22 protein-coding genes are annotated in these 23,376 nt (G+C 56.6%); 12 read left to right on the top strand and 10 right to left on the bottom strand.

Going from position 1 to position 23,376, the window contains the following annotated elements; all coding sequences use genetic code 11:
- Positions 1–42 precede the first annotated feature (42 nt).
- Both AC2FIR_RS11095 and AC2FIR_RS11100 read left to right on the top strand, forming a co-directional pair.
- Complete coding sequence (locus AC2FIR_RS11095; protein ID WP_142639615.1) at positions 43–528, top strand: YHS domain-containing (seleno)protein; 486 nt, start codon at positions 43–45, stop codon at positions 526–528.
- 137 nt (positions 529–665) lie between these two features.
- Positions 666–1,235 (top strand): carboxymuconolactone decarboxylase family protein, encoded by a 570-nt coding sequence (locus tag AC2FIR_RS11100; protein WP_142639617.1) that lies wholly within the window; start codon positions 666–668, stop codon positions 1,233–1,235.
- A gap of 19 nt (positions 1,236–1,254) precedes the next feature.
- Here the strand turns inward: AC2FIR_RS11100 and AC2FIR_RS11105 are convergent, their stop codons facing one another.
- Complete coding sequence (locus AC2FIR_RS11105; RefSeq protein WP_496762355.1) at positions 1,255–2,220, bottom strand: LysR family transcriptional regulator; 966 nt, start codon at positions 2,218–2,220, stop codon at positions 1,255–1,257.
- An 82-nt stretch (positions 2,221–2,302) separates the two neighbouring features.
- On the opposite strand from AC2FIR_RS11105, the gene AC2FIR_RS11110 reads away from it, so the two are divergent.
- The 7 genes from AC2FIR_RS11110 to AC2FIR_RS11140 all read left to right on the top strand — a co-directional run bounded on the left by AC2FIR_RS11110 (position 2,303) and on the right by AC2FIR_RS11140 (position 9,078).
- Complete coding sequence (locus AC2FIR_RS11110) at positions 2,303–2,929, top strand: pyridoxamine 5'-phosphate oxidase family protein (RefSeq protein WP_281995598.1); 627 nt, start codon at positions 2,303–2,305, stop codon at positions 2,927–2,929.
- Positions 2,930–2,989: 60 nt separating this feature from the next.
- Positions 2,990–3,970, top strand: a complete 981-nt coding sequence (locus AC2FIR_RS11115) for an alpha/beta fold hydrolase (RefSeq protein ID WP_281995597.1) — start codon at positions 2,990–2,992, stop codon at positions 3,968–3,970.
- Positions 3,971–4,024: 54 nt separating this feature from the next.
- Complete coding sequence (locus AC2FIR_RS11120; RefSeq protein WP_496737885.1) at positions 4,025–4,936, top strand: PhzF family phenazine biosynthesis protein; 912 nt, start codon at positions 4,025–4,027, stop codon at positions 4,934–4,936.
- Positions 4,937–5,237: 301 nt separating this feature from the next.
- Complete coding sequence (locus AC2FIR_RS11125; RefSeq protein WP_496762357.1) at positions 5,238–6,794, top strand: ATP-dependent nuclease; 1,557 nt, start codon at positions 5,238–5,240, stop codon at positions 6,792–6,794.
- Between the two features lie 22 nt (positions 6,795–6,816).
- Complete coding sequence (locus AC2FIR_RS11130) at positions 6,817–7,599, top strand: hypothetical protein (protein ID WP_496762359.1); 783 nt, start codon at positions 6,817–6,819, stop codon at positions 7,597–7,599.
- A 3-nt stretch (positions 7,600–7,602) separates the two neighbouring features.
- Positions 7,603–8,307 (top strand): hypothetical protein, encoded by a 705-nt coding sequence (locus AC2FIR_RS11135; protein ID WP_496762361.1) that lies wholly within the window; start codon positions 7,603–7,605, stop codon positions 8,305–8,307.
- A gap of 9 nt (positions 8,308–8,316) precedes the next feature.
- Positions 8,317–9,078: an HNH endonuclease gene (locus AC2FIR_RS11140; RefSeq protein WP_496762363.1), complete on the top strand. Its 762-nt coding sequence runs from the start codon at positions 8,317–8,319 to the stop codon at positions 9,076–9,078.
- 144 nt (positions 9,079–9,222) lie between these two features.
- Here AC2FIR_RS11140 and gyrB read toward each other — a convergent pair whose 3' ends face one another.
- Both gyrB and AC2FIR_RS11150 read right to left on the bottom strand, forming a co-directional pair.
- Positions 9,223–11,640 carry a DNA topoisomerase (ATP-hydrolyzing) subunit B gene (gyrB, locus tag AC2FIR_RS11145; RefSeq protein WP_170615467.1) on the bottom strand — a complete coding sequence of 806 codons (2,418 nt, stop codon included), beginning with the start codon at positions 11,638–11,640 and terminating at the stop codon, positions 9,223–9,225.
- Positions 11,641–11,742: 102 nt separating this feature from the next.
- Positions 11,743–12,315 (bottom strand): TetR/AcrR family transcriptional regulator, encoded by a 573-nt coding sequence (locus AC2FIR_RS11150; RefSeq protein ID WP_480914988.1) that lies wholly within the window; start codon positions 12,313–12,315, stop codon positions 11,743–11,745.
- Between the two features lie 100 nt (positions 12,316–12,415).
- Between AC2FIR_RS11150 and AC2FIR_RS11155 the strand changes: the two genes are divergently transcribed.
- Positions 12,416–12,982: a carboxymuconolactone decarboxylase family protein gene (locus AC2FIR_RS11155; RefSeq protein WP_170615471.1), complete on the top strand. Its 567-nt coding sequence runs from the start codon at positions 12,416–12,418 to the stop codon at positions 12,980–12,982.
- On the opposite strand, the gene recF is transcribed toward AC2FIR_RS11155, so the two are convergent.
- From recF to mutM, 6 genes are all read right to left on the bottom strand, one after another.
- Positions 12,979–14,091: a DNA replication/repair protein RecF gene (gene recF / locus AC2FIR_RS11160; RefSeq protein ID WP_170615473.1), complete on the bottom strand. Its 1,113-nt coding sequence runs from the start codon at positions 14,089–14,091 to the stop codon at positions 12,979–12,981. The two genes, AC2FIR_RS11155 and recF, sit on opposite strands and share 4 nt — an antisense overlap.
- Positions 14,092–14,134: 43 nt before the next feature.
- Complete coding sequence (gene dnaN / locus AC2FIR_RS11165; RefSeq protein WP_170615475.1) at positions 14,135–15,256, bottom strand: DNA polymerase III subunit beta; 1,122 nt, start codon at positions 15,254–15,256, stop codon at positions 14,135–14,137.
- Positions 15,257–15,482: 226 nt separating this feature from the next.
- Entirely contained in the window at positions 15,483–16,874 is a 1,392-nt protein-coding gene (dnaA, locus tag AC2FIR_RS11170; RefSeq protein WP_496746741.1) for a chromosomal replication initiator protein DnaA, read from the bottom strand.
- A gap of 557 nt (positions 16,875–17,431) precedes the next feature.
- Positions 17,432–17,695 (bottom strand): 30S ribosomal protein S20, encoded by a 264-nt coding sequence (gene rpsT, locus AC2FIR_RS11175; RefSeq protein WP_170575014.1) that lies wholly within the window; start codon positions 17,693–17,695, stop codon positions 17,432–17,434.
- Positions 17,696–17,926: 231 nt separating this feature from the next.
- Complete coding sequence (gene acuK, locus AC2FIR_RS11180) at positions 17,927–18,703, bottom strand: acryloyl-CoA hydratase (RefSeq protein WP_170681949.1); 777 nt, start codon at positions 18,701–18,703, stop codon at positions 17,927–17,929.
- Between the two features lie 66 nt (positions 18,704–18,769).
- Positions 18,770–19,621 carry a bifunctional DNA-formamidopyrimidine glycosylase/DNA-(apurinic or apyrimidinic site) lyase gene (gene mutM, locus AC2FIR_RS11185; RefSeq protein ID WP_480914981.1) on the bottom strand — a complete coding sequence of 284 codons (852 nt, stop codon included), beginning with the start codon at positions 19,619–19,621 and terminating at the stop codon, positions 18,770–18,772.
- Positions 19,622–19,707: 86 nt separating this feature from the next.
- On the opposite strand from mutM, the gene ubiE reads away from it, so the two are divergent.
- On the top strand, positions 19,708–20,460 hold the full coding sequence (gene ubiE, locus AC2FIR_RS11190; protein WP_480914979.1) for a bifunctional demethylmenaquinone methyltransferase/2-methoxy-6-polyprenyl-1,4-benzoquinol methylase UbiE: 753 nt from the start codon (positions 19,708–19,710) through the stop codon (positions 20,458–20,460).
- Positions 20,461–20,463: 3 nt separating this feature from the next.
- A complete protein-coding gene (gene ubiB, locus AC2FIR_RS11195) occupies positions 20,464–21,993 on the top strand; it encodes a 2-polyprenylphenol 6-hydroxylase (protein ID WP_496762366.1) in 1,530 nt (509 codons plus the stop codon).
- 96 nt (positions 21,994–22,089) lie between these two features.
- Here the strand turns inward: ubiB and AC2FIR_RS11200 are convergent, their stop codons facing one another.
- Entirely contained in the window at positions 22,090–23,265 is a 1,176-nt protein-coding gene (locus AC2FIR_RS11200; RefSeq protein ID WP_480914977.1) for an acetyl-CoA C-acyltransferase family protein, read from the bottom strand.
- Between the last annotated feature and the right edge of the window lie 111 nt (positions 23,266–23,376).

Consider the following 23,376-nt stretch of genomic DNA (forward strand, 5'->3'; position numbering starts at 1 on the left):
TCGATCTTCAAATTTGATCCTAGCATCCTGAAAGGACATATCATGACACGCATCTTTACATTTCCCACGCTTACAACAGCGTTGACTCTCGCCCTGGCGGCGGCGGCATTGGCTGACGATGAATACAACGTTTCGAACAGTCTTACCTTGACTGGGCAGCCCCTCGGCATGCATGGCGTCGATCCTGTATCGATGTTTGAAGCCGAAATACCCGAAATGGGCAACGCCACTTTTACATCGGCCCATGATGGAGTGGACTACTATTTTGCGTCGCAGGCAGCGAAAGCCACATTCGAGGCGGATCCGACGGCACATCTGCCTCAATTCGGCGGGTTCTGCGCCTTTGGCGTCTATGTAGGCAAGAAGCTTGATGGCGATGTTCGGTATGCCGATATCGTGGACGACAAGCTCTATCTCTTTGTGAATGAAGAAATCTTCAAGAAGTACCTTGAGGACAAAGAAACCGTGATCCAAGGCGCCCATGCCAAGTGGGCAGACATCCACCACACGCCTGTCGGCAGCCTTTGATCGAGGAATTTGGTGGCTTTTGCCGGTCGGAGCCACCGCTGCCTCTCCCCTCCCCAAAAGGCCGGCATTTCTCCAAGACACCCTGTCCGCAATGACAATTCGCGTGTGTCGAAAACTCTTCCCAAAGGAAACCAGACATGACTGATTTTGAGACATATACAATCGCCTCAGCCCCTGATGCCGCGAAACCAATTCTGGAAGCATCGCTGAAAGGATATGGTTTTGTACCCAACCTTTATGCGGCCATGGCCGAAGCGCCCGCAATTTTGGAAGGCTATACGACACTTTCCAGCATCTTTGGAAAGACCAGCCTGTCAGAGACTGAGCGCCAGATCATCCTTATGACTAACAACCGGTTGAACGGGTGCAAGTACTGCATGGCCGCCCATACCACTCTTTCACAGATGGCCGGTGTCCCCGAAGACGTGATCGCAGCGTTACGCGATGGCAGCCCTATCGCCGACCCCAAATTGGAAGCACTGCGCAAATTCGCCATCGTGATCAACGAAAGCCGAGGCTGGCCCAGCGACGCACAGGTCGAAGCGTTTCTGACGGCTGGTTACACACGCCGATCTATGCTGGAAGTCATCCTCGGCACAGCGTTGAAAACCCTGTCGAACTATACGAACCATGTGGCGGAAACCGCGTTGGATGATGCCTTTGTGCCAAATGCATGGATCGCCTCGGTCGCGGCAGTGGCTGAATAGCGCGACGCCCGCCCATTTGTTAATCTTGCTTTTGGACCTGTGTTTGATTCCCGGCAAGAAGGGGATCTGATTTTAGACGTCCGACAGCAAAGTCAACAAAGGTGCGCACCTTCGCAGACACGGTTCGTCCCTCTTGATGCACAAGATGGATGGGGACTTCGGGTGGTTCATACGACTTTAGAACAGTCTTGAGCCGCCCATCTGCAATGTAGGGTGCGACTTGATAGGACAGAAGCCGCCCGACACCATGACCTTGCAAGGCCAACTCGATCACAGCGTCATTTGTGTTCATGCTGATGCGTGGGCTCATGCGTTTGGTGACAGTCTTTCTGCCCCGTTGAAAATGCCATTGGGCCGATGCATTCAAGGCAGTTGAATTAATGATTGCATGGCAGGATAAATCATCGGGCGTATCTGGTTCGCCATATTGGTCAAGATATTTACGGGAAGCAAACGCGACCTGCCTCACCGTACCACACCTGACAGCCATCAAACTGGAATCAGCGAGGTTGCCAATTCTGATCCCGACGTCGAGACCCTCATCAATCAGATTGACCACTCGGTCCACATAGAGCGTGCGCGCTGAGAGCTTTGGATACAGATCCAGAAATTCGCCCAAAATTGGAGTGACGAACATACGGCCAAACAGGACTGATGCAGTAACACTAATTTCCCCGGTCGGTTCGGCATAGGAACCGACAGCGGCGCGCTCGGCCTCTTCAAGGTCAGCCAGAATACGTCTGGCATCCTCAAAAAACCTTTGCCCGCTATCAGTCAGCATCACTGAGCGCGTTGTGCGTACAAAAAGACGTAGCCCGAGGCTGTCCTCAAGCATAGAAACCATTCGGGTCACTGTCGGTGGTGACATGTTGAGGTCGCGGGCCGCAGCAGCGAAACCTTTTAGTTCGGCGACCTTCACAAAGACTTTTAACGCGTGAAATCTGTCCAATATATTATTCCATATTTTTGAATAATATATTGCCAAGTATCCAAATTCCGCAACTTGAAAGCTCCAATTAACTTCACCTCAGTCCCAGGGCATCGCCCAGGCCGAGATGGAGAATTCAATGGCACGACCCTTTGCAGAGATCAGCTTCACGCCCTCCGTTCGCGAAACGCAGGCCAAAAACGGGTCAGCTAACGGCTACGCGAAGTTTCTGGACGGCACGCGTCAGGAGGACTCAATCAGCCCGGTCGAGGCCAGGTTCATCGGGCAAAGAGACGGCTTCTATCAGGCAACAGTCTCGGAAACCGGCTGGCCCTATGTACAATTTCGCGGTGGACCAGCGGGTTTTCTGAAAGTGTTGGATGAACGGACACTTGCCTACGCCGATTTCCTCGGCAACCGGCAATATCTCAGCACTGGGAATCTGCTGGGCAATGACCGAATCTCGCTGATCCTGATGGATTATCCCAATCAGCGACGCCTCAAGATCTGGGGTCGGGCGAAACTCATTGATGCCAATGCCGATCCGGCGCTGATGCAACGCCTGAGTGAGCCGGGCTATCGCGCTCATCCTGAGCGGGCGATTGTGATCAAGCTTGAGGCGATGGACTGGAACTGCCCGCAGCACATCCCCCAACGCCTGACCCTTGAAGAATTTGAAGATTACCTCGTCCCGCTTCGCACTGAGCTGGAAGCACTGAAAGCTCGAAACGCAAGGCTCGAAGAGGCACTGGGTCAGCAAAACTGACCGATATCAAGCCCCGCGCGTTCAAGCACGCACGCCGTAACCTGAAGAAAGGAAACATCCATGTCGCGCAATCTGAAATCCGTCCTGAGCGCCAGCATTCTCGCACTTTCCATTGCTGCGCCATTTACACCGGCGCCAGCAATCGCCGCAGAGACTGGAATTGAAGCTACGCAGGCTGTCAGCTTCCGCACGGAAGAAATCGGCGACATCGCTATCGCCTATCGTGAAGCAGGAGATCCAAACAGACCTACTGTCCTGCTGCTTCACGGCTTTCCGACCTCATCACATATGTTCCGCAACCTTATCCCTGAACTGGCCAAGCACTACCACGTGATCGCACCCGATTTTCCCGGATTTGGAGCGTCGGAGATGCCAAAGGCCGAAGGCTTCGAGTATTCCTTCGCGAATATCTCCGAAATGATGACATCGCTGCTCGACCGGAAGGGAGTCGAACAGTACTCGGTCTATTTGATGGACTATGGTGCCCCGGTTGGTTTCCGAATGTTTGCGGAACAGCCCGAGCGGGTAACCGGCTTCATCATTCAAAACGGGAATGCTTACGAGGAAGGGCTGCGCGAGTTCTGGGATCCAATCAAAGCCTATTGGGCCGAGCCATCGCAAGAGAACGGCGACCAGCTTCGTGGATTCCTCACTCTGGATGCAACCAAATGGCAGTTCACCCACGGCGTTAAAAAACCGGAACTGATCAGTCCCGACAATTATTGGCATGTCCAATACCTGCTCGACCGCGAAGGTAATCAAGAGGTGCAACTTGAACTCTTCCTAGACTACGGCACCAATGTTGCCGAGTACCCAAAATGGCAAGCGCTGTTTCGGAAGCATCAACCCCCGGCGCTACTGATGTGGGGTAAGAATGATCACATCTTTCCGGTCGAAGGCGCCTATCCCTATGAACGCGATCTGAATGATCTCGAGTTTCATCTGCTCGATACGGGTCACTTCGCGCTGGAAGAATATGGGCCCGAGATTGCGGCGCAAATGACCGCCTTTCTGAACCGCATCACCGCCGCCAGCAACTGACGTAAAACTGGCCGCACCATGCTCAAAGGTGCGGCCGACGTATGGAGAAAACCAATGAATACGCAAGCAAATACTGTCAGACAGGTAACGGTTGAAATCGTACACGGCTTTGTCGACGGTGGCGCCGGTGGAAATCCCGCAGGCGTCGTCCTGGATGCTGATGAATTGGGCGAACAGGATATGCAAACCGTCGCGGCAAGGGTTGGATTGTCCGAAACGGCCTTTGTGTCGCAGTCCAAGACAGAGGGCTTCAAACTGGATTTCTTCACACCGAACAGGCGCATCGCTCATTGCGGTCATGCAACAATTGCCGCCTTCTCTCACCTTGACGCGCTGGGCCGGATTCCCAATCCCAACACCTCGAAGGAGACAGTTGATGGGCCAAGGCGCATACTAATGAAAGAGGGTGCCGCCTATATGGAACAGCTGGCCCCAAAATACGCGATACCAGAGGACTGGGTGGAAAAAGGTGTAAGCATCGACGATGTACTGAACTCCCTTGGGATCAACAGACATCATCTTGATCAGGAAATACCACCGGTTTTAGTCAATACCGGTAACAGTTTCATTGTCATCGGCCTCGCTGATGCCGATGGTCTTGCCAATGTGAAACCAGATTTTGCCAAAATCACGCAAATCAGCGAACGACTGGATTTGATCGGCTACTACGTCTTCACAAGAGACCCATCGGCGACCGACCGAGACGCTACAACCCGCATGTTTGCGCCCCGATACGCGATTGAGGAAGAAGCCGCGACGGGGATGGCTGCGGGGCCCTTAGCATGTGTATTGCACGACTTTGTCGTATCATCTCAACGATCATTTCAAATCGAACAAGGGGTGTTTATGAACCCGGCGAGTCCGAGCCTGATAAAAGTCGATCTGGAAATCGACAATGGAACAATCTCTGGCCTCTTGGCAGGTGGTTTCGGCAAGGTCATGTGCTCGCGTCGAATTAGTTTCTAGCGTTGCGCTCGCGGCGAATGGCTGGCTTGGCGGGCCGCACCGCAGCAACGACGCCCATCGGGCCACGTCCGAATTGGGCCGTCCGCTGAATTTTGCAAAGTCCGGATTCCTGCGCATCGCTGACCTTACGGCACGGACAAGCACTTTGTGTTCTCGGCTCAACGCTACAACTGATCTAGATTTCACGACTGACCGTTGTTCGGGTGCAGCAGGTGGTTGGCTGACGAGAGCGAAAACGCTGCATAATCGCGACTTATGTTAAATTTGAGCCCGCTCTTCTGAGAAGGGATCCTCACCAACCGTGGAACAGCTTCAAGTTGCGCGTTGCCATTGCAACTTTCAGGCTTTAGCTACTAAGCTGACGCGATACTTCAGGAATATTATGAGTTTCCAAATTACCAAAGTAGACATTCGGAATTTCCGCTCTGTCCGCAACCTGTCGCTTTCACCAGGGAAACTAGCTGTATTGGTTGGCAAGAACGACTCTGGGAAGTCGAATATCCTCAGAGCATTGAACTTGTTCTTTAATGGTCGAACCATGCCAGCTGATGACCTTGACTTTGAGGTTGATCACAACGTGTTCAATACGCCCAACCGAAGGGCCAAAGAAATTTCGATCAAACTCGAGATAGAATTGCCCGAAGCGTATCGCGCTACGAATGGCGATTACGTGGTTTGGGAGCGTCGCTGGCGCTCTGAAGGACTAGTTCACGACGAATACTCTGGGCGGCGGCGTATTGCAGGTCCACGTGGGGGGAAAGCCGTTGAAACAGTGGATATCCCGAAACAATCCAATGCGCACGCATTACTGCGAAATATCAATTTCGTATACGTACCCGCGATCAAGGACTTAGAGTACTTTTCCGAACTCCGAGCAAGTATATATGACATCATTGCTGAAGTGGCCGACCGTGAATTTCGCAGCTCGAGCCAAGACTTCGAACAATCGATTTCAGACCAACTTCAAGATTTGACGGAACAAATCACGGTATCTCTAGGGTTCAAGTCTCGCCTTGCCCTACCCAAAGACCTCAGCCATGTGTTTGAAAGCCTGGACTTTCTGAGTGAAGGCCAAAATATTTCGCTGGATGCCAGGGGCGACGGGATTAAGGCTCGTCACATTCCTCTGATACTCAAGTTCATGGCGGATAAGAAACGTGGGCTTCAGGTTCGAGGGGCCCAGCCACACATGTTCATCTGGGGCTACGAAGAGCCAGAAAACAACTTGGAACTATCCAGCTGCGTTGAACTTGCCGACCAGTTCTGGGATTTTGTCGACGAAGGTATCTCCCAAGTATTTCTTACCACACATTCACCGGTCTTCTACAATCTACACCGCAGGCAGACGGAAGCCGAAACCCGAATTTCCTGTCACCATATCTTCCGAGAAGCGCAAGAAGACGGCACTAAACAGGTTACAGAGCTTGGGGATCTTGATGACCGGATGGGAACGACGGCTCTTTTCGCACCCATGGTTACCAAGCTGGAAGACAGGGTGCGGCGCCAAGAACACGCCCGTTCTGAGGTCGAACAACTGGCTTTGGCCAACCGCCGCAAGATATTTGTGGAGGGCGACACCGACAAGATTATCTTAGAAAAAGCTTTAAGGGTATTTTCCCCAGATAAAGCTGGAGAGATCGACGTGGAAACGAAGGTCGGGGCAGGCATCAACTACGTAATTGACATGCTTCAATCGTGGCGCAGCAAGTCTAAGCATCATCCGGAACTACCTAAAGCTGCGGGGGTTCATCAGCATCGCACCAGAAGGCGAAGTCTCAAGCTACTCACCGACTGTAATTCTCAACTTCTTTTCTGGCTCGAACAAGACAGACTCACAGTTTTTCGAGGAATTCTATAAGCAGGGTCCCCGAGGTGATCTTTTGCCTGTTCTGAGGGGAGCAGACATCTATCAATATGACCATCGTTTTGGTCATGAGCTAAATGACCGTTCAGCGGATGTTGAATGGCGCGGAGATGGGAGATTTGTCCCAGCAAAAGAAGTGCATCAGCGCTTGGCCCAAAAAGGATGGACAAAGGGATGGTTAATGGGTTGGCGCGATATTACCAACTCAGCAAGTCAACGAACTGTAATTGCGAGTGTGATTCCAGTTTCTGCGACTGATGACACCCTATCACTGATGCTTCCTTCTCTTGATGATGCGAGCTTCTCCGCCGCCCTGCTAGCTAATCTAAACTCTCTAGTCCTTGACTATGCGGCCCAGTCTAAGGTTGGAGGAGCGCATATCAGGAAAGGAACAATTGCGCAGTTCCCGGTCGTTTCGAAAGGTTTCTACAACCAAGCCCGACTTAATCTCGTTGTCCCCAAGGTCCTTGAGCTTTCCTACACCTCGCACAGTCTAGCCCCCTTCGCCCGTGATCTGGGCTATGACGGCCCACCCTTCGACTGGGATGAGGACCGGCGCGCACTTCTCCGCGCCGAGCTCGATGCCTTCTACGCCCGTGCCTACGGCCTTACCCGCGATGAACTGCGCTACATCCTCGACCCCGCCGATGTGAAGGGCCCTGACTACCCCTCGGAAACCTTCCGCGTCCTCAAGGAGAGGGAATTCCGCCAACACGGCGAATACCGCACCCGCCGCCTCGTCCTAGAGGCGTGGGATCGGATGGAGGCCAACGGCGATTTCAGCGCGATGGGGATGTAGAGGATGGAATTCTTGCTGGCCGCTTTGTTCGTCCTCGCTTTGCTGGTCATTTTGCTCTGGCTCTTACTGGCGCTAATCCTCCGTGGGGTGCGGCTAGTAGGTTGGGACACCAATATCTCGTTTGAGCGCGCTGGACGCTTCATCGGGCAGCGCAACGTGCCAGGCCGTTCACCGATCCTACGGTTCTTTGTTGCAAGGAAGGCCGAACGGGAACGACGCGAGGAAGAAGCGCGACGCAAAAAGGCCGAGGCGGAAGCCCGCGCCCGTGCAGAACGCGACAGGGCACAGAAGGAACATGATGCGCTGGTAGAGCGGCCAATTCCCCCGGATATCAAGCGAGATATGCGCGCCTTTCTGGATGGCTCCTTCGTCGGTGAAGACCGCTCGCCCTTGGCCTATGTCGGATACAGGGTTGGAAAGACCCGTGGCCTCGCCAGTCGTGAAAGGCAAATGCGGCTGGATGTCTGTTTCCGGATCGAGATCCCATCAGACCTTGATCCTAAATACCAGGGATGGGGCGCACCCGCGACATACCAGCGGTTCCGATCAATCGAGAGGCATTTAAAGATGCTAGCAGACTTGCGGCGCGGTCGAAACAACCAAAGGTTTGCTGTCGCAGATTGGGAAGAAGACCGCGAGTGGTTTCTGCGCGAGTACCGCGAATTGGCCGGATTGTTGCAGCGCCACCCTCCACGGCGTTACTGGTGAAGTGTAGCTATGGCAATTGAGTCTCCCCAATCTTTTGTAACTTATTCCGCCAGCGAACAAGCGGCGTGGCAGAACGGCTTCCGCAAGAAACTCGGCCAAGAAAATGGATGGGCAGCTTTCGGATCGACAACGGCGAGAGGAACGATTTTTCTAGCGTCAGACAGTGAAAACGGATCCTGGTATGTCGCAATCGACCACCCGGGCGTTGTCGCCGAGCTTCCATCTCCAAAGGCTCACGTCACACACCCCGGTATCGCCGCCTACAGCGCCGCACAGATGTCCGAGTTGTATCCTGTGCTAACCCGCATCTACGAGCTGTCCGTGAGCCTGCCAGACGGCCCTCTGGAGGAATTTCAGGCTGCAACCGATGGTTTGCCGGAGAAAACCGAGGCAGAGCGGTTGGTCAAGCAGCGCATTGGTCAGGATATTTTCAGAAATCGATTGATCTCTTATTGGCAGGGTCGGTGCCCGATTTCGGACATTTCTGACACTGAACTCCTTAGAGCCTCACACATTAAGCCGTGGAAAGACTGCGAAACTGATGCTGAGCGGTTGGACGTCCACAACGGAATTTTGCTGTCAGCATTATGGGACGCAGCATTCGACAAGGGTCTGGTGACTTTTAAGGACGACGGGACACCTTGGTTTTCGAGTAAACTGTCCGCGCCGGCAATGAGCTCGTTGTCCGGACATTCCAAGCGGATCTCTGGTCTAACTGCTGGGCACAAGGAAAACCTGATCTGGCATCGCGATCAGGTGTTCAATCCTTGAGAAACTGAAATCTATCCTTTAGCACCCGCATAAGGCGATTTACCTGCTCTTCTCTGCACTATTATCGCGAAACAATGCAAACTTATGGGCAAATCTTGCAAACTTATGGGGTGCATGAAGGTTTGTGCGCGTCCCTACACCTAACTAGAAATCCAAGTTCTCAACACTCAGCGCGTTTTTCTGGATGAACTCCCGCCGCGGTTCGACCACGTCGCCCATCAGTTTGGTAAACAGATCATCCGCCTCGACCATATCATCCACCCGCACCTGCAACAGTGTGCGTGCGTCGGGGTCCAGCGTTGTTTCCCAAAGCTGGTCGGGGTTCATTTCACCCAAACCTTTGTACCGTTGCAGCGACAGGCCCTTTTCGCCTTCTTCCAGAATTGCGCGCAGCAGGTCCAGTGGACCGTGAATCGATTGCATACGGTCCCGGCGGATCAGGGTCGCAGGGGTGTTGTAAACCTCTTGCAGGCTTTGCGTGAAACTGCCCGTCTTGCGCGCCTCACCCGAGCGCAGCATGGGGCCATCCAGCGTGCGCACTTCTTCGACACCGCGCAGGATGCGGGCCAGCCGAATGCCGTGGTCCTGCGTGATCCGGCCCTGCCACCCGCGTTCATATTCAAGCGCGATCAGGTCCAGACGGGCGGCGACCTTGTCGGCCACGCCTTGCAGGTCGGCATCAACCGCGCCCGGCACAAAGGCCCCGGCAACGGCAGCTTGTTCCAGTATATGGCGCGGGTAGTGGGTCGGGAACGCATCCAGTACACGTTTCAACTGCCGTGCTTCATCGACCACGCGGGTCAGATCCTGGCCGGTGATTTCTTCCCCCGAACCGAGTTTCAGCACCGCGCCCTCAACCCCTTGATTGATCAGATAATCGTCCAGCGCGGCCTGATCCTTCAGGTAAACTTCTGACTTACCACGCGAAACCTTGTATAGCGGCGGCTGCGCGATATAGAGATACCCGCCCTCGATCAGCTCCGGCATCTGCCGATAGAAGAAGGTCAGCAGCAGGGTTCGGATATGCGCGCCGTCCACGTCGGCATCGGTCATGATGACGATCTTGTGGTAGCGCAGCTTTTCGATATTGAACTCATCCCGACCAATGCCGGTACCCAGGGCCATGACGAGGTTGCCGATTTCCTGAGAAGACAGCATCCGGTCGAACCGGGCACGCTCGACGTTCAGGATCTTCCCACGCAAGGGCAGAACGGCCTGAGTCAGACGATCCCGGCCCGTCTGCGCAGAACCGCCAGCCGAGTCCCCCTCGACGAGGAAGACTTCGGTCTTGGACGGATCTTTCTCGGAGCAATCCTTTAGCTTGCCCGCCAGATAGTTCACGTCCATCGCCGTCTTGCGACGGGTCAGTTCGCGGGCCTTGCGAGCAGCCTCGCGCGCCAGAGCAGCCTCGATGATCTTGCCTACGATGGTCTTGGCCTCGTTCGGGTTTTCTTCGAACCACTCGGCCAGCTTTTCGTTCATCAGACTTTCGACCGCCGGGCGTACTTCGGAGCTGACCAGCTTGTCCTTGGTCTGGGACGAGAACTTCGGATCGGGGACTTTCACCGACAACACACAGGTCAGGCCTTCGCGCGCGTCGTCGCCGGTAAAGCTGACCTTTTCCTTCTTGGCGATTCCGCTGGACTGCGCGTAGTTGTTGATCGTCCGGGTCAGCGCGCCCCGGAATCCGGCCACATGTGTCCCGCCATCGCGCTGCGGGATGTTGTTGGTGAAGGGCAGAACCGTCTCGTGGTAACTGTCATTCCACCACATTGCGATTTCGACACCGATATCATCGCGCTCGCCCTTGATATAGATTGGCTCGGGCATCGCAGCAGTTTTCGAACGGTCCAGGTATTTGACGAATTCTTTTACGCCGCCCTCATAGAACAGTTCGGTCTCAAGCCGCTCCGCCGGACGTTCGTCGATCAGGATGATCCGCACGCCCGAGTTCAGGAAGGCCAGTTCGCGCAGGCGCTTTTCCAGCGTCTCGAAGGAATACTCCAGGTTCGAAAACGTATTGGTCGAAGCCAGGAACCGCACCTCTGTCCCGGTGCGGCCACCACACTCGGCCACGACCTTCAGATGCTCGGATGTCTCGCCCCCTTCAAACCGGGCAACATGTTCTTTTCCGTTGCGCCAGACCCGCAGCTCCAGCCAGTCCGACAACGCGTTCACCACCGATACGCCCACGCCGTGCAGACCGCCCGACACCTTGTACGAGTTGCTGTCGAACTTACCGCCCGCGTGCAACTGGGTCATGATGACCTCGGCGGCAGACACGCCTTCTTCGGGGTGGATATCGACCGGAATCCCGCGCCCGTTATCGCTGACCGAAACGCTGGAATCGGCGTGAATTTTTACGGTCACATGGTCGGCATGACCGGCCAGAGCTTCGTCAATTCCATTATCGACAACTTCGTACACCATGTGGTGCAGACCCGAGCCATCATCGGTATCACCGATATACATGCCAGGGCGCTTGCGGACGGCCTCTAAGCCCTTGAGAACCTTAATAGAATCCGCGCCGTATTCTTGTGATGCCTGTGCGTCTTCGGACATGCCGTTAGTACCTATATTATTTTGGTAACTTATACGTTTTCTGGTGGGGAATGTCACGCGATCCCCCCACATTTTGTGGCGGAACTTGGTTTTTTCAGCAGATCAAAGCCGGTCGATATCCGCCGCGATATCCGCCGCGATTTCCAGGGCATTCACATCGCTGCGCTCGGCCGACAAACGCAGCCCCAACAGGTCGGATTGATACCGCGCCGCAAGACGGTCCGGATCACTATCCGCGCCGATTTCTCCGGCCTCCTGCGCGCGGCGAAACAGCGTTGCAAAACACACTTTCATATCCGCCATATGACGGCTCGCCTTTTCGGCCAGTTCGTGATCCTTCGACTGCAACTCGGCGTAGGTTTTGGCCAACATGCAGGCCCTTGCAGGCATCTGGGCAGAATCGATCACGATCCGTGGCTGCGCCTTCAATGCTTCAAGCGGCCCTAATTCCTCGGCCAGCGCCATAAGGCGCGCCACACCATCCTGCGCGTACCGTTCCAACGTCAGCGCATAAAGCGCATCCTTGGACCCAAATGCCGCATAAAAACTGCCCGGTTTGAGGCCCAACTCGCGTTCCAGATCCTTCAGCGACGTCCCGGCCCAGCCCTGACGCCAAAAAATATCCCTGGCCTTCGCGATCAGAGCGTCTCGGTCATATGCGGGTTTGCGGGGCATCTTCTTCACCTATTCTTGAACGCTCGCTCAAATATATACTTGAGTGATCACTCAAGAAAGACTATTTCGGACTCAGTCGCCAGAAAACAGGAGTTCCGACATGGCCAACTTCCCCTCCCACGACCTCGAATCCGCACCAGAAGGATCCAAACCGCTTCTCGAGAAATCCCAGGCCGCGTTTGGCCGCTTGCCCGGCCTGCACAAGGTGATGGCTGAAAGCCCCCAGCATCTGGAAGGTTATCAGGTCCTGCACGGCCTGTTCATGCAGACCGATTTCGACAATGACGAGAAAACCGTCGTCTGGCAGACCATCAATGTTGAAAATGAGTGCCACTACTGTGTGCCCGCTCATACCGGCATCGCGAAGATGATGAAGGTTTCGGATGAGATCACCGAAGCGCTTCGCAACGAAACCCCGCTGCCCAATGCCAAACTCGAAGCACTGCGCACCTTTACCCTGCAAATGATGCAAACCCGCGGCAACGTCACCGAGGCGCAATTGCAAACCTTCTTTGATGCTGGCTACTCACACCGTGCTGTTCTGGACGTGGTACTGGGTCTGGCTCAGAAGACCATGTCGAACTACGTCAATCACATGGCTAAAACACCTGTGGATGAAGTCATGCGCAGCTTCCTTTGGGAACGCAAGGTCAGCGAACCCGCCTAAGGCGTCACGACCGAGCCTTCGTCGCCTTCCGTGACAACCAGCGTCTGGGCCCTCTCACCCAATTCCGCAAACAACTCAGGCCCGGTGCCCGTCATCCAGGCCTGAGCACCAAGCGCGCAGATCTCATCATAAAGCGCGGCCCGTCGGGTGGCATCCAGATGGGCGGCAACTTCATCCAGCAACACGATCGGCGGCGCACCCACCATCCCGGCCAAAGCCCGCGCGTTGGACAGGATCAGCGAAACCAAAAGCGCCTTCTGCTCGCCGGTTGAACAATCCCTGGCAGGCACGCCCTTGGCCGCATACGCCCCATACAGATCCGACCGATGCGGCCCAACCAAAGTCCGCCCCGCCGCCAAATCGCGAAAGCGGCTTTCATTCAATGCGTAACGCAAGTCTTCCGCCGTCCCGGGCATCGTCCCTTCGGTCTGCACCAGCTCCAGTTCAGCAGACGGAAATGCCGTTTCTGCCTGATCCTGCGCTGCCCGCAGATGGTCCAGCGCCGATAACCGGGCCACATTTATCCGGTGCCCCATCTCCGCCATCTGACCTTCCAGGGCGGCATACCAATGGGCATCCCTCGCCTGCTCCTTCAGCAAGCGATTCCGTTCCCGCATGGATTTTTCGTAGATCAACGATGCCTCGGCATGGCTTGGGTCGAAACTCAGCGCGATCCGGTCCAAGAACCGGCGCCGCCCTTCGGCGCCCTCGATCCACAACCGATCCATCGACGGAATCAGCCAGACCACCCGAGCCAGCTTGCCCAGATCGATCTGACTGGCGGCCTTGTCGTCAATCCGAACCTGCCGCGCCGCACCACCTTCCGACCAGGTCTCAATCTCGTATCGCTGTCCCTGCGCCTGCAACAGCCCGGACAGCTTCCAGCCCAGCGCCTCGGGTCGCCGCGTCATCTCTGCCGCGCTCGCCCGTCGCATTCCACGACCCGGCGAAAACAGTGAAACCGCTTCTAGGATATTGGTCTTGCCGGCCCCGTTCGGTCCATGGATCGCCACGGGCCGCCCATCCAAAGACAAACGCGCCAGTTTGTGGGACCGGAAATGCGAGACCGTAAGTTCGGTCAGGGCCAAAGCCACGACCCCTCCCTTCATTTTTTCAAAATACTCCCGCCGGAGGCATCGCGCGCCAGCGCGATCAGACACGCATCGGCATGACAACGTAGACCGCGCTCTGGTCATTGCCTTCACGCATCAGCGTCGGGTCTCCAGCCGAATTGAACATGAACACCGCATTCTCGCGATCCACCTGAGAAGCGATCTCCAGCAGGTACTTCGCGTTGAACCCGATCTCCAGCCGCTCGTCGCCATAGGCTACGGCCAGTTCTTCCTCGGCCGCACCGCTATCCGGCGCGTTCACCGACAGGACCAGCTTGTCCGCATCCAGCTGCAGCTTTACCGCCCGCGACCGCTCTGATGAAACGGTTGCAACACGGTCCACGGCCTGCGCGAATTCGGCAGCGTCGACTTCCAACTTGCGAGTGTTCCCCTGCGGAATGACACGGGTGTAGTCGGGGAACGTGCCATCGATCACTTTTGAGGTCAGCGTGATATCCGGCGTTGCGAACCGCACCTTGGTTTCACTGACCGAGACGGCGATATCCATCTCGTCATCGTCCAGCAGCTTGCGCAATTCGCCCACGGTCTTGCGCGGCACGATGACGCCCGGCATACCCGCCGCCCCATCCGGCAGGTCGGCGTCAATGCGCGCCAACCTGTGTCCATCGGTGGCCACGCAGCGCAGAACCTTGCCGCCCTCGGACCCATCCGCCACATGCATGTAAACACCGTTCAGGTAGTACCGGGTTTCTTCAGTCGAAATGGCGAATTTGGACTTGTCGAACAACCGGCGCAGCAACGCTGCGGAGGCTGTGAAATTCGACTGGTACTCCGAAGAAGCCATCACCGGAAAATCTTCTTTCGGCAATGTCGCCAGCGAGAAGTTGGATCTCCCGGCCTCAACCGTCAGGCGACCCGCAGCACTGTCAGCCGTCAGCGTGACCAGCGCGCCGTCGGGCAGCTTGCGCACGATCTCGTGCAGGGTCGTTGCCGCCACCGTGGTCGCCCCGGCTTTTTCAACCTGCGCAGGGGCCTTGTCCACCACTTCGATATCCAGATCGGTGGCGCGGAACTGCACTTGGTTGCCTTCAGCCTCGATCAGTACATTGGCCAGGATCGGAATTGTGTTGCGGCGTTCCACAACGGATTGGGCCTGCGAAACGGCCTTGAGAAGGGTGCCGCGTTCGATGCTGATCTTCATACCCTCAATTCCTCTGACTTGCGTGCCGACATGGGCGGGACTGGCACGTTAGCGGTTCCACCCTGAGGCACAAGGATTTTTTATGGTTTTCTGGGTCGGATTGCCCAACACGTCAAGGGCCGCGTGGTTTCCAAAGCACAGTTCCAGGCCAGGCGTGGACAATAGCGCACATGATTACGCCCCGGACCTGGTGAACCGGGGCGTTGATGAAGGGCTTGGGTTGAAATCAGGCTTCCAGAGACCGCCGCAGCATTTCAACGTCTTCCGCGATCTGACCGTCGGTCAGCTTCAACTCTTCGATCCGCTTGACGCCATGCATGACCGTGGTGTGGTCACGCCCGCCAAAGCGGCGGCCGATCTCGGGCAACGAGCGGCTGGTCAGCTGCTTGCACAGATACATCGCAACCTGACGCGGACGCGCGTATGAACGCAGGCGCTTCGGACCGATGATGTCGGACAGGCGGATGTTGTAGTAGTCCGAGACTTTCCTCTGAATCTCTTCAACGGTGATCTTACGCTCGGACGCGCGCAGGACGTCGGCCAGACAATCCTGAGTCAGTTCCATATCGATCTCGCGCCCAACCAGCGAGGCAAACGCAAAGAGACGCGTCAAAGCCCCTTCAAGCACGCGCACATTGGTTGAGATGCGGTGTGCGAGGAATTCCAGAACCCCGTCCGCGATGGTCAGATCCGGATATGTGCTGCTGTACTGCTGAACCTTGTTCTGCAGGATGCCAAGGCGCAATTCGTAGTCGGTGGGGTGCAGGTCCACCACCAATCCGCATTGCAGGCGCGACTTCACTCGATCCTCCAGATCCTTGATTTCACCCGGGGCGCGGTCGGCCGAGATGATGATCTGCTTATTCTGATCCACCAAGGCGTTGAAAGTGTGAAAGAACTCTTCCTGAGTTGAATCCTTGCCCGCGATGAACTGGACATCATCGACCATCAGAACATCAACCGACCGGAAAAGATGTTTGAAATCCATCATCCGGCGCTCGCGCAGAGCCTGTACAAAGCGGTACATGAACTGTTCGGCCGACAGATAGAGCACATTCAACTCAGGGCGCTTGGTTTTTAGCTCCCAGGCGATAGCGTGCATCAGGTGCGTTTTACCCAGCCCGACACCGCCATAAAGGACCAGCGGATTGAAAGTAACCGGCCCGCCTTCTGCAACCCGGCGCGCCGCAGCATGGGCCAGTTCGTTGGGCTTGCCGACCACAAAGCTGTCAAACGTGAAGCGGGCATCCAACGGTGCCGCCTGCAGCGAATCCAGGGCACCATTGCCATCATCCTGATAAGATGGTTCGACCCTTTTGGGTTCCGCCACTTCCCGCGCTGCCGTTACGGGTTCCACTGCCGGCCGCGCGGGCGAGTTGGCCGCGACGCGAAAGGCCAGACGCTCTACCGGTTCACCGGAGGTGTTCAGTTCATAGAGAATGAGATCCGCAAAATTCTGACTCACGTAGTTGCCCATGAAATTCGTCGGCACCGAAAACACCGCTACACCGTCCTCCAACTCCTGAAATTCAAGAGGTTCGATCCAGGTGGTGTAGTTGTTCCGGCCAACAACCTTCAGCAACTTGTTACGCAGCAGTCCCCATTTCTCTTGTGTCATTCAGCGCCTCACGCATCCCATTCTTTATAGGCCTTCAGGCCTTTTTTGAATTTGTCCGGATCACCCGGTCTTCTGGGCGTTCACTCACGCAAAAGGCACCCTTGCGCCGAACCAAATAGAACGGCGGTAAGATTTTCTTTTTCTGCGCATCGCTGATACTGCTACGCTCCAACAGCCGGAGCGCGCCCGAAAACCAGGTTACGCATCACCTTCCAATTTTAGACAGGACCGAGCACCTCGGTTTCCCGAAACCCGAAGCAGATCGCCAAACCGGCCAGACCGGTCGCCGACATTCGTCCATGGATCTTCCTGATGCCCGTCAGTCCGATCGCCAGGACAGCCTGTCCCCCCAAGCGAGTGAATCGCTGGAACAGTGGTAACAAGACCGAACGGCCGGCGGCAATGAATCTCTGATATTGACTCAGGAATCCGGCGGAAAGAATCTCTCGGTTTTGTGAAGGCGCGATATATCGGCAACAGCAAAAAGGCGCCGCACATTGCGACGCCTTCTGAAATGGATCAGCCTTGTTTACCTGACGCTAGGTCAGGCACCGGCGTCAGCCCAGTGCTTTTACGCGCGACGACAGGCGCGACATCTTGCGGGCGGCAGTGTTCTTGTGGAAGACACCTTTGGTGACACCGCGCATCAGTTCGGGCTGGGCTGCGCGCAGGGCTGCGGTTGCCGCGTCCTTGTCGCCGGATGCGATTGCTTCTTCAACTTTGCGCAGATAGGTGCGGATGCGCGAACGGCGTGCTTTGTTTACAGCGAAACGCTTTTCGTTCTGACGTGCGCGTTTCTTTGCCTGAGGCGAGTTAGCCATGTGTTTCTGACCTTTGTTCGGTACGGTTATCTAGGGTTGCGCGCCACGGAAACATCCGCACCGGATCAGAAATCACGAGTGTGAGTCGGGCCGAGCGGGCCGCACGCGCATGTATAGCGGCGCTTACTATCCAAGTTGGCGAGGTTTGCCAAGCCGATTCTTTTAATGCGCAAGGCAGGTATGAAAAAGGCGGGCAAAGGCCCGCCTGTTCCGATCTGGTCAGGGCACCGCTTACTTGTCGCGGAACTGCGCCGCGCGTTTTTCAAGAAACGCGGCCATGCCCTCTTTCTGGTCTTCTGTCGCAAACATCGAGTGGAACACGCGCCGTTCAAACAGCATTCCCTCGCTCAGCGGCAACTCATAGCTGCGGTTCACGGCCTCTTTTGCCGCCATCGCCGTCAGTTGCGATTTCTCTGCGATCTTCTGCGCGGCCCCTATCGCCTCTTCGATCAGCTTTTTTGCCGGAACAACACGGCTGACCAGCCCCGAACGCTCGGCCTCTTCCGCATCCATGAAGCGCCCGGTCAGGTTCATGTCCATCGATTTGGACTTGCCGACAAAGCGGGTCAGGCGTTGCGTGCCGCCGATACCGGCGATGACACCCAAATTGATCTCGGGCTGGCCGAACTTGGCAGTATCAGCGGCAATGATGAAATCGCACAGCATCGCCAGTTCACAGCCGCCACCCAACGCATATCCTGCCACCGCAGCAATGATCGGTTTACGAATAGCCGAGACGCGATCATTCGCTTCGCCAAACAGGTTCTGACTGTAGACATCGACAAAGCTCATCTCGGACATCTCTTTGATATCCGCGCCCGCGGCAAAGGCCTTTTCCGAGCCGGTGATGACGATGCAGCGCACCTTGTCGTTTTCATCTGCCTCTTCCAGCGCGGTGTACAGCTCACCCATCAACTGGGTGTTCAGCGCGTTCATCGCGTCCGGTCTGTTGAGCTTGATAAGGGCAACGTGGTCTTCGATTTCGACGATGATCGTCTCAAAAGCCATGGGATGTAAGCTTCCGGTTGTTCCGTTCAAGTACGATTCCTTACCACGCGAAAAACTTGGATCAAGCTATCTTTGGCATTGCGCACAATAGAAGGATGAGCGACCGGACTGGGTGATTCTCCTGATCACGGCGTCACAACCTTCGGTCCGGCAGGGCTCGCCCTCTCGGCCATAGACATCAAAGTTGTGCTGAAAATATCCAAGTTCTCCATCAGCTTGGCGGAAATCCCGCAGCGACGATCCACCCGCCTCAATCGCCTCCTGCAGCACCTGCCGGATAACAGGAACCAGCGCCGCGACCCGCGCCGCAGAAATTTGCCCGGCCCTGCGACGTGGCGACACCCCGGTACGATAAAGCGCCTCGCAGACGTAAATATTGCCGAGCCCGGCAACGATTCCCTGATCCAGCAATGCAGATTTGACCGGTGTGTTCTTTCCGCGAAACGCATCGACCAAGTGTTGCTCGTGAAAATCATTGCCCAGGGGTTCCGGCCCCAGAACCGACAGAAGTTTGTGTTCCTCAGCCGTGGCCGTCGGCAGCAGATCCATTGCCCCGAACCGGCGCGGGTCGTTGAAGGTCACCCGCGCGCCATTGGCCATGTGAAACACGACGTGATCGTGTTTTGCCGGCATCGGATGCTCGTGCACGAACTGCCCAAGCGGATCGCCCGAGACGGTCATCCGCCCGGACATGCCCAGATGGATCAAAAGCGTCTCGCCGCTGCCGAGATCGGCCAGAATGTATTTGGACCGCCGTCGCAGCCGGTCAACCCGCTGGCCCGTCAGTCGCTCGGCCATGCGTTCCGGAAACGGCCAGCGCAGATCCGGTCGGTTCACATCCGCCTTTTCGATCATCACCCCCTCCATTGCAGGGGTCAGGCCGCGTCTTACTGTCTCGACCTCGGGCAATTCCGGCATTACACGGCTCCTAATCCAAAGGGCCGCATTGTGCCCCGGTTCCAGAGCCCTATAACAGAGGCGAAATTCGACAAACGGCAAGGCAAATGTCCGACAACAGCGACAAGACCACACATTTCGGGTTCGAAACCGTGCGCGAGGCTGAAAAAGCCGGGCGCGTACAGGGCGTGTTCAACTCGGTCGCCTCGAAATACGATGTGATGAACGACGTCATGTCGATGGGCATCCACCGTGTCTGGAAAGACGCGATGATGGACTGGCTGGCTCCGCGCCCTGGTCAGCGGCTGTTGGATGTGGCGGGCGGCACGGGCGATATTTCTTTTCGCTTCCTACAACGCGCGGGCCACGGCCACGCCACCGTTCTGGATCTGACCGAACCGATGCTGATCGAAGGCCGCCAGCGCGCCGAAGCCGACCAGATGTCGAACAGCCTCAACTGGGTGGTCGGTGATGCCATGGCACTGCCTTTCGAGGACAACACGTTTGACGTCTACACCATCTCGTTCGGAATCCGGAACGTCACCCGCCCGCAAGAGGCGTTGAACGAAGCGTTCCGTGTTCTCAAACCCGGTGGCCGCCTGATGGTGCTGGAGTTCAGCCAGTTGCCCAATGACGGGCTGCAAAAGCTCTATGATCTCTACAGCTTCAACGTCATCCCGCGCATGGGGAAGCTGATCGCCAATGACTACGACAGCTATCAGTACCTGGTCGAATCGATCCGCAAATTCCCGGATCAGGAAACCTTTTTGAACATGGTCCGCGCAGCGGGATTCGAGAATGCCAAATACCGCAACCTGAGCATGGGCATCGCGGCGCTGCATTCCGGATGGAAGATCTGACCTATGCGCGGCCCTCATAATATCATCCGCCTGATCCGCACAGGCGCCACCTTAGAGCGCACGGGTGCCATGAATGTCGTGCTGGATGCGTTTGAAGCCCCGCGTGCCGTGCGCATCCTGGCGCATACGTTGGGCAAACCCTTCCAATGGCTGGGTTACAAAGGCGATCCCAAGATGCCGCCGGCGACGCGTGCCCTGACCGCGCTGGGTCCGGCCTACATCAAGTTTGGCCAGGTGCTATCGACCCGCCCGGATGTTGTAGGCAACGAACTGGCAAGCCAGCTGCGTGTGTTACAGGACAAACTCCCCCCTTTTTCCCGCTCAGCAGCAATGGCCGAAGTGGAAAAGGAACTGGGGCAGCCGGTGGCCGAAATCTTCAGTGAATTCAGTGATCCGATTGCCGCCGCTTCGATCGCACAGGTTCACAAGGCCAAACTGACCAGCACGGGCGAAGACGTCGCCGTCAAGGTCCTTCGCCCCGGCATCGAACGCGCCTTCAAAAAGGATGTCGAAGCTTTCTATTTTGCCGCCCGCATTGTTGATCTCTTTGCCCCCGGCGCGCGCCGGTTGCGCCCGATGGAGGTCATCGAGCATTTCGACGGAATCGTACGCGGCGAACTAGACCTGCGTCTGGAAAGCGCGGCTGCTTCGGAATACGCCGCCAACACCAAAGACGATGCGGGCTTCTGGCTGCCGCCCGTGGTTTGGTCGTTGTCCGCACGCCGGGTGATGACGCTCAGCTGGGCAGATGGAATCCCGCTTGGCGACAACGAGGCTCTGGATGCCGCGGATCATAACCGCAACGATCTGGCCCAGCGGGTCTTGCGCCTGTTTTTGCTGCACGCCCTGCGCGACGGCTACTTTCATGCCGACATGCATCAGGGAAACCTGAAAGTCGCGGCAAACGGCGACATCATTGCCTATGACTATGGCATCATGGGCCATATCGACGAATACACCCGCCGGGTCTATGCCGAGATCCTGTTCGGCTTCATCCGTCGCGACTACAAGCGCGTGGCCGAAGTGCATTTCGAGGCGGGCTATGTCCCCGCCAATCAGGACGTCGACGAGTTCGCCCGGGCCCTACGCGCGGTCGGAGAGCCGATCTTCGGTATGGACGCTACCCATATCTCCATGGGGCGTTTGCTGAGCTACCTGTTCGAAGTAACCGAACGGTTCGGGATGGAAACCCGGACGGAACTGATCCTGCTGCAACGCACCATGGTTGTGGTCGAAGGCGTCGCGCGGTCACTGGACCCCCACATGAACATCTGGGAGGTCGCGCGTCCCGTGGTTGAAGATTACATCAAACAGTCAATCGGCCCGCGCGCTGTTATGCGGGACTTCGGCAAGACAGCAATGGTTCTGGCCCGGTTTGGCCCACGCCTGCCTGGATTGGTTGAAAACGCGCTGATTGCGCAGACCCAGCAGGAAGAAACCAAAGGCAACGGAATCGTGGCGTCACTTCTGACCGCCGCAATCGGCGCCGTTTTCGGTGCGGCGGCGGTGCTTTTGATTACAGTATTGGGTTAACGCCGGCCCGCCCGCTTCATCTGGCCAAAAATATCCTCGGGGGGAATCGCGCCATGGCGCGATGGGGGGCAGACAGCCCCCCTCCCCGATCTCAGATCAAAGGCGCTCGATTGCTATTGCAATCCCCTGACCGCCCCCTATGCACATGGTGATCAGACCTTTGGAACCACCGGTGCGTTCCAACTCGTAGAGGGCCTTCAAAGTGATGATCGCACCGGTCGCGCCCACCGGGTGGCCCAGAGCGATCGCACCACCGTTGGGGTTAACCTTCGATGCGTCCAGCCCAAGCTCCTGATTGACAGCCAAAGCCTGCGCAGCGAACGCCTCATTGCTTTCAATGACATCAAACTCTTCGGCGGACAGCCCGGTCTTCTTTAGCAGATTCTGAACCGCCGGAACCGGTCCGATCCCCATCACTTCGGGCCGAACCCCGGCATGGGCATATCCCAAAACGCGCGCCCTGGGCTTCAATCCGGCTTTCTCGGCGGCGTCTGCCGTCGCCAGAACCATGGCCGCTGCCCCGTCATTGATACCCGAGGCATTTCCGGCAGTAACACGACCGTCTTTCTTGAACACCGGTCGCAAACCTGACAGCGCCTCAAGCGAGGTTGCTTTCGGGTGCTCATCAATCTTGAAATCGACCATGTCGCGCTTGACCTTGACCTGCACTGGCGCGATCTGGCTTTCGAAATAACCCGCCTCGATCGCTTCCGCCGCGCGGGTCTGGCTGGTCATTGCAAAAGCGTCCATCTGCTCACGGCTGATCTGGTGCTCGTCCGCGACGTTCTCGGCGGTGATACCCATATGCCCGGTTCCGAACGGACAGTTCAGTGCTCCCAGCATCATATCCAGCGAGGTGACATCACCCATCTTTGCGCCCCACCGCGCCTGCGGAATGATATAAGGGCTGCGCGACATGCTTTCGGCGCCGCCTGCAATGGCGAATTCCGCATCGCCCAGCATCAGCGACTGTACCGCCGACACGATCGCCTGTGCACCAGACCCGCACAGCCGGTTCACGTTCATTGCGGGGGTGCCGTTTGGAATTCCTGCCTGCATCGCAGCGACCCGCGACAGATACATGTCACGCGGCTCGGTGTTGATCACATGACCGAACACAACATGCCCGATTTGCGCGCCTTCGACACCGGACCGCTCCAGCGCCGCCTCGGTCGCAACGGTCGCCAGATCAATCGGCGCGGTCGAGGCCAGAGCCCCGCCAAAGGTGCCAATCGCGGTGCGAGCACCATCGAGAATTACGATGTCGGTCATGGATCACTCCTCCTGAATTTGACCGCAGTATGCACACGCAGAATGATGATGTCGCGCAAGACGTCCCGTCACGGACGGAATTGACAATGCTCCGCTCAGCGCGCATGAAAT

The organism is Ruegeria sp. CDSB136, assembly GCF_059610965.1.

What these genes read in the sequence shown, in the direction of transcription:
- AC2FIR_RS11100 (WP_142639617.1), top strand. Translation starts at nt 666, where the DNA reads ATGACTGATTTTGAGACATATACAATCGCCTCAGCCCCTGATGCCGCG.
- AC2FIR_RS11155 (WP_170615471.1), top strand. Translation starts at nt 12,416, where the DNA reads ATGGCCAACTTCCCCTCCCACGACCTCGAATCCGCACCAGAAGGATCC.
- ubiE (WP_480914979.1), top strand. Translation starts at nt 19,708, where the DNA reads ATGTCCGACAACAGCGACAAGACCACACATTTCGGGTTCGAAACCGTG.
- ubiB (WP_496762366.1), top strand. Translation starts at nt 20,464, where the DNA reads ATGCGCGGCCCTCATAATATCATCCGCCTGATCCGCACAGGCGCCACC.
- recF (WP_170615473.1), bottom strand. Translation starts at nt 14,091, where the DNA reads ATGAAGGGAGGGGTCGTGGCTTTGGCCCTGACCGAACTTACGGTCTCG.
- AC2FIR_RS11095 (WP_142639615.1), top strand. Translation starts at nt 43, where the DNA reads ATGACACGCATCTTTACATTTCCCACGCTTACAACAGCGTTGACTCTC.
- gyrB (WP_170615467.1), bottom strand. Translation starts at nt 11,640, where the DNA reads ATGTCCGAAGACGCACAGGCATCACAAGAATACGGCGCGGATTCTATT.
- acuK (WP_170681949.1), bottom strand. Translation starts at nt 18,703, where the DNA reads ATGGCTTTTGAGACGATCATCGTCGAAATCGAAGACCACGTTGCCCTT.
- dnaA (WP_496746741.1), bottom strand. Translation starts at nt 16,874, where the DNA reads ATGACACAAGAGAAATGGGGACTGCTGCGTAACAAGTTGCTGAAGGTT.
- AC2FIR_RS11135 (WP_496762361.1), top strand. Translation starts at nt 7,603, where the DNA reads ATGGAATTCTTGCTGGCCGCTTTGTTCGTCCTCGCTTTGCTGGTCATT.
- rpsT (WP_170575014.1), bottom strand. Translation starts at nt 17,695, where the DNA reads ATGGCTAACTCGCCTCAGGCAAAGAAACGCGCACGTCAGAACGAAAAG.
- AC2FIR_RS11150 (WP_480914988.1), bottom strand. Translation starts at nt 12,315, where the DNA reads ATGCCCCGCAAACCCGCATATGACCGAGACGCTCTGATCGCGAAGGCC.
- AC2FIR_RS11110 (WP_281995598.1), top strand. Translation starts at nt 2,303, where the DNA reads ATGGCACGACCCTTTGCAGAGATCAGCTTCACGCCCTCCGTTCGCGAA.
- AC2FIR_RS11140 (WP_496762363.1), top strand. Translation starts at nt 8,317, where the DNA reads ATGGCAATTGAGTCTCCCCAATCTTTTGTAACTTATTCCGCCAGCGAA.
- dnaN (WP_170615475.1), bottom strand. Translation starts at nt 15,256, where the DNA reads ATGAAGATCAGCATCGAACGCGGCACCCTTCTCAAGGCCGTTTCGCAG.
- mutM (WP_480914981.1), bottom strand. Translation starts at nt 19,621, where the DNA reads ATGCCGGAATTGCCCGAGGTCGAGACAGTAAGACGCGGCCTGACCCCT.
- AC2FIR_RS11200 (WP_480914977.1), bottom strand. Translation starts at nt 23,265, where the DNA reads ATGACCGACATCGTAATTCTCGATGGTGCTCGCACCGCGATTGGCACC.
- AC2FIR_RS11120 (WP_496737885.1), top strand. Translation starts at nt 4,025, where the DNA reads ATGAATACGCAAGCAAATACTGTCAGACAGGTAACGGTTGAAATCGTA.
- AC2FIR_RS11115 (WP_281995597.1), top strand. Translation starts at nt 2,990, where the DNA reads ATGTCGCGCAATCTGAAATCCGTCCTGAGCGCCAGCATTCTCGCACTT.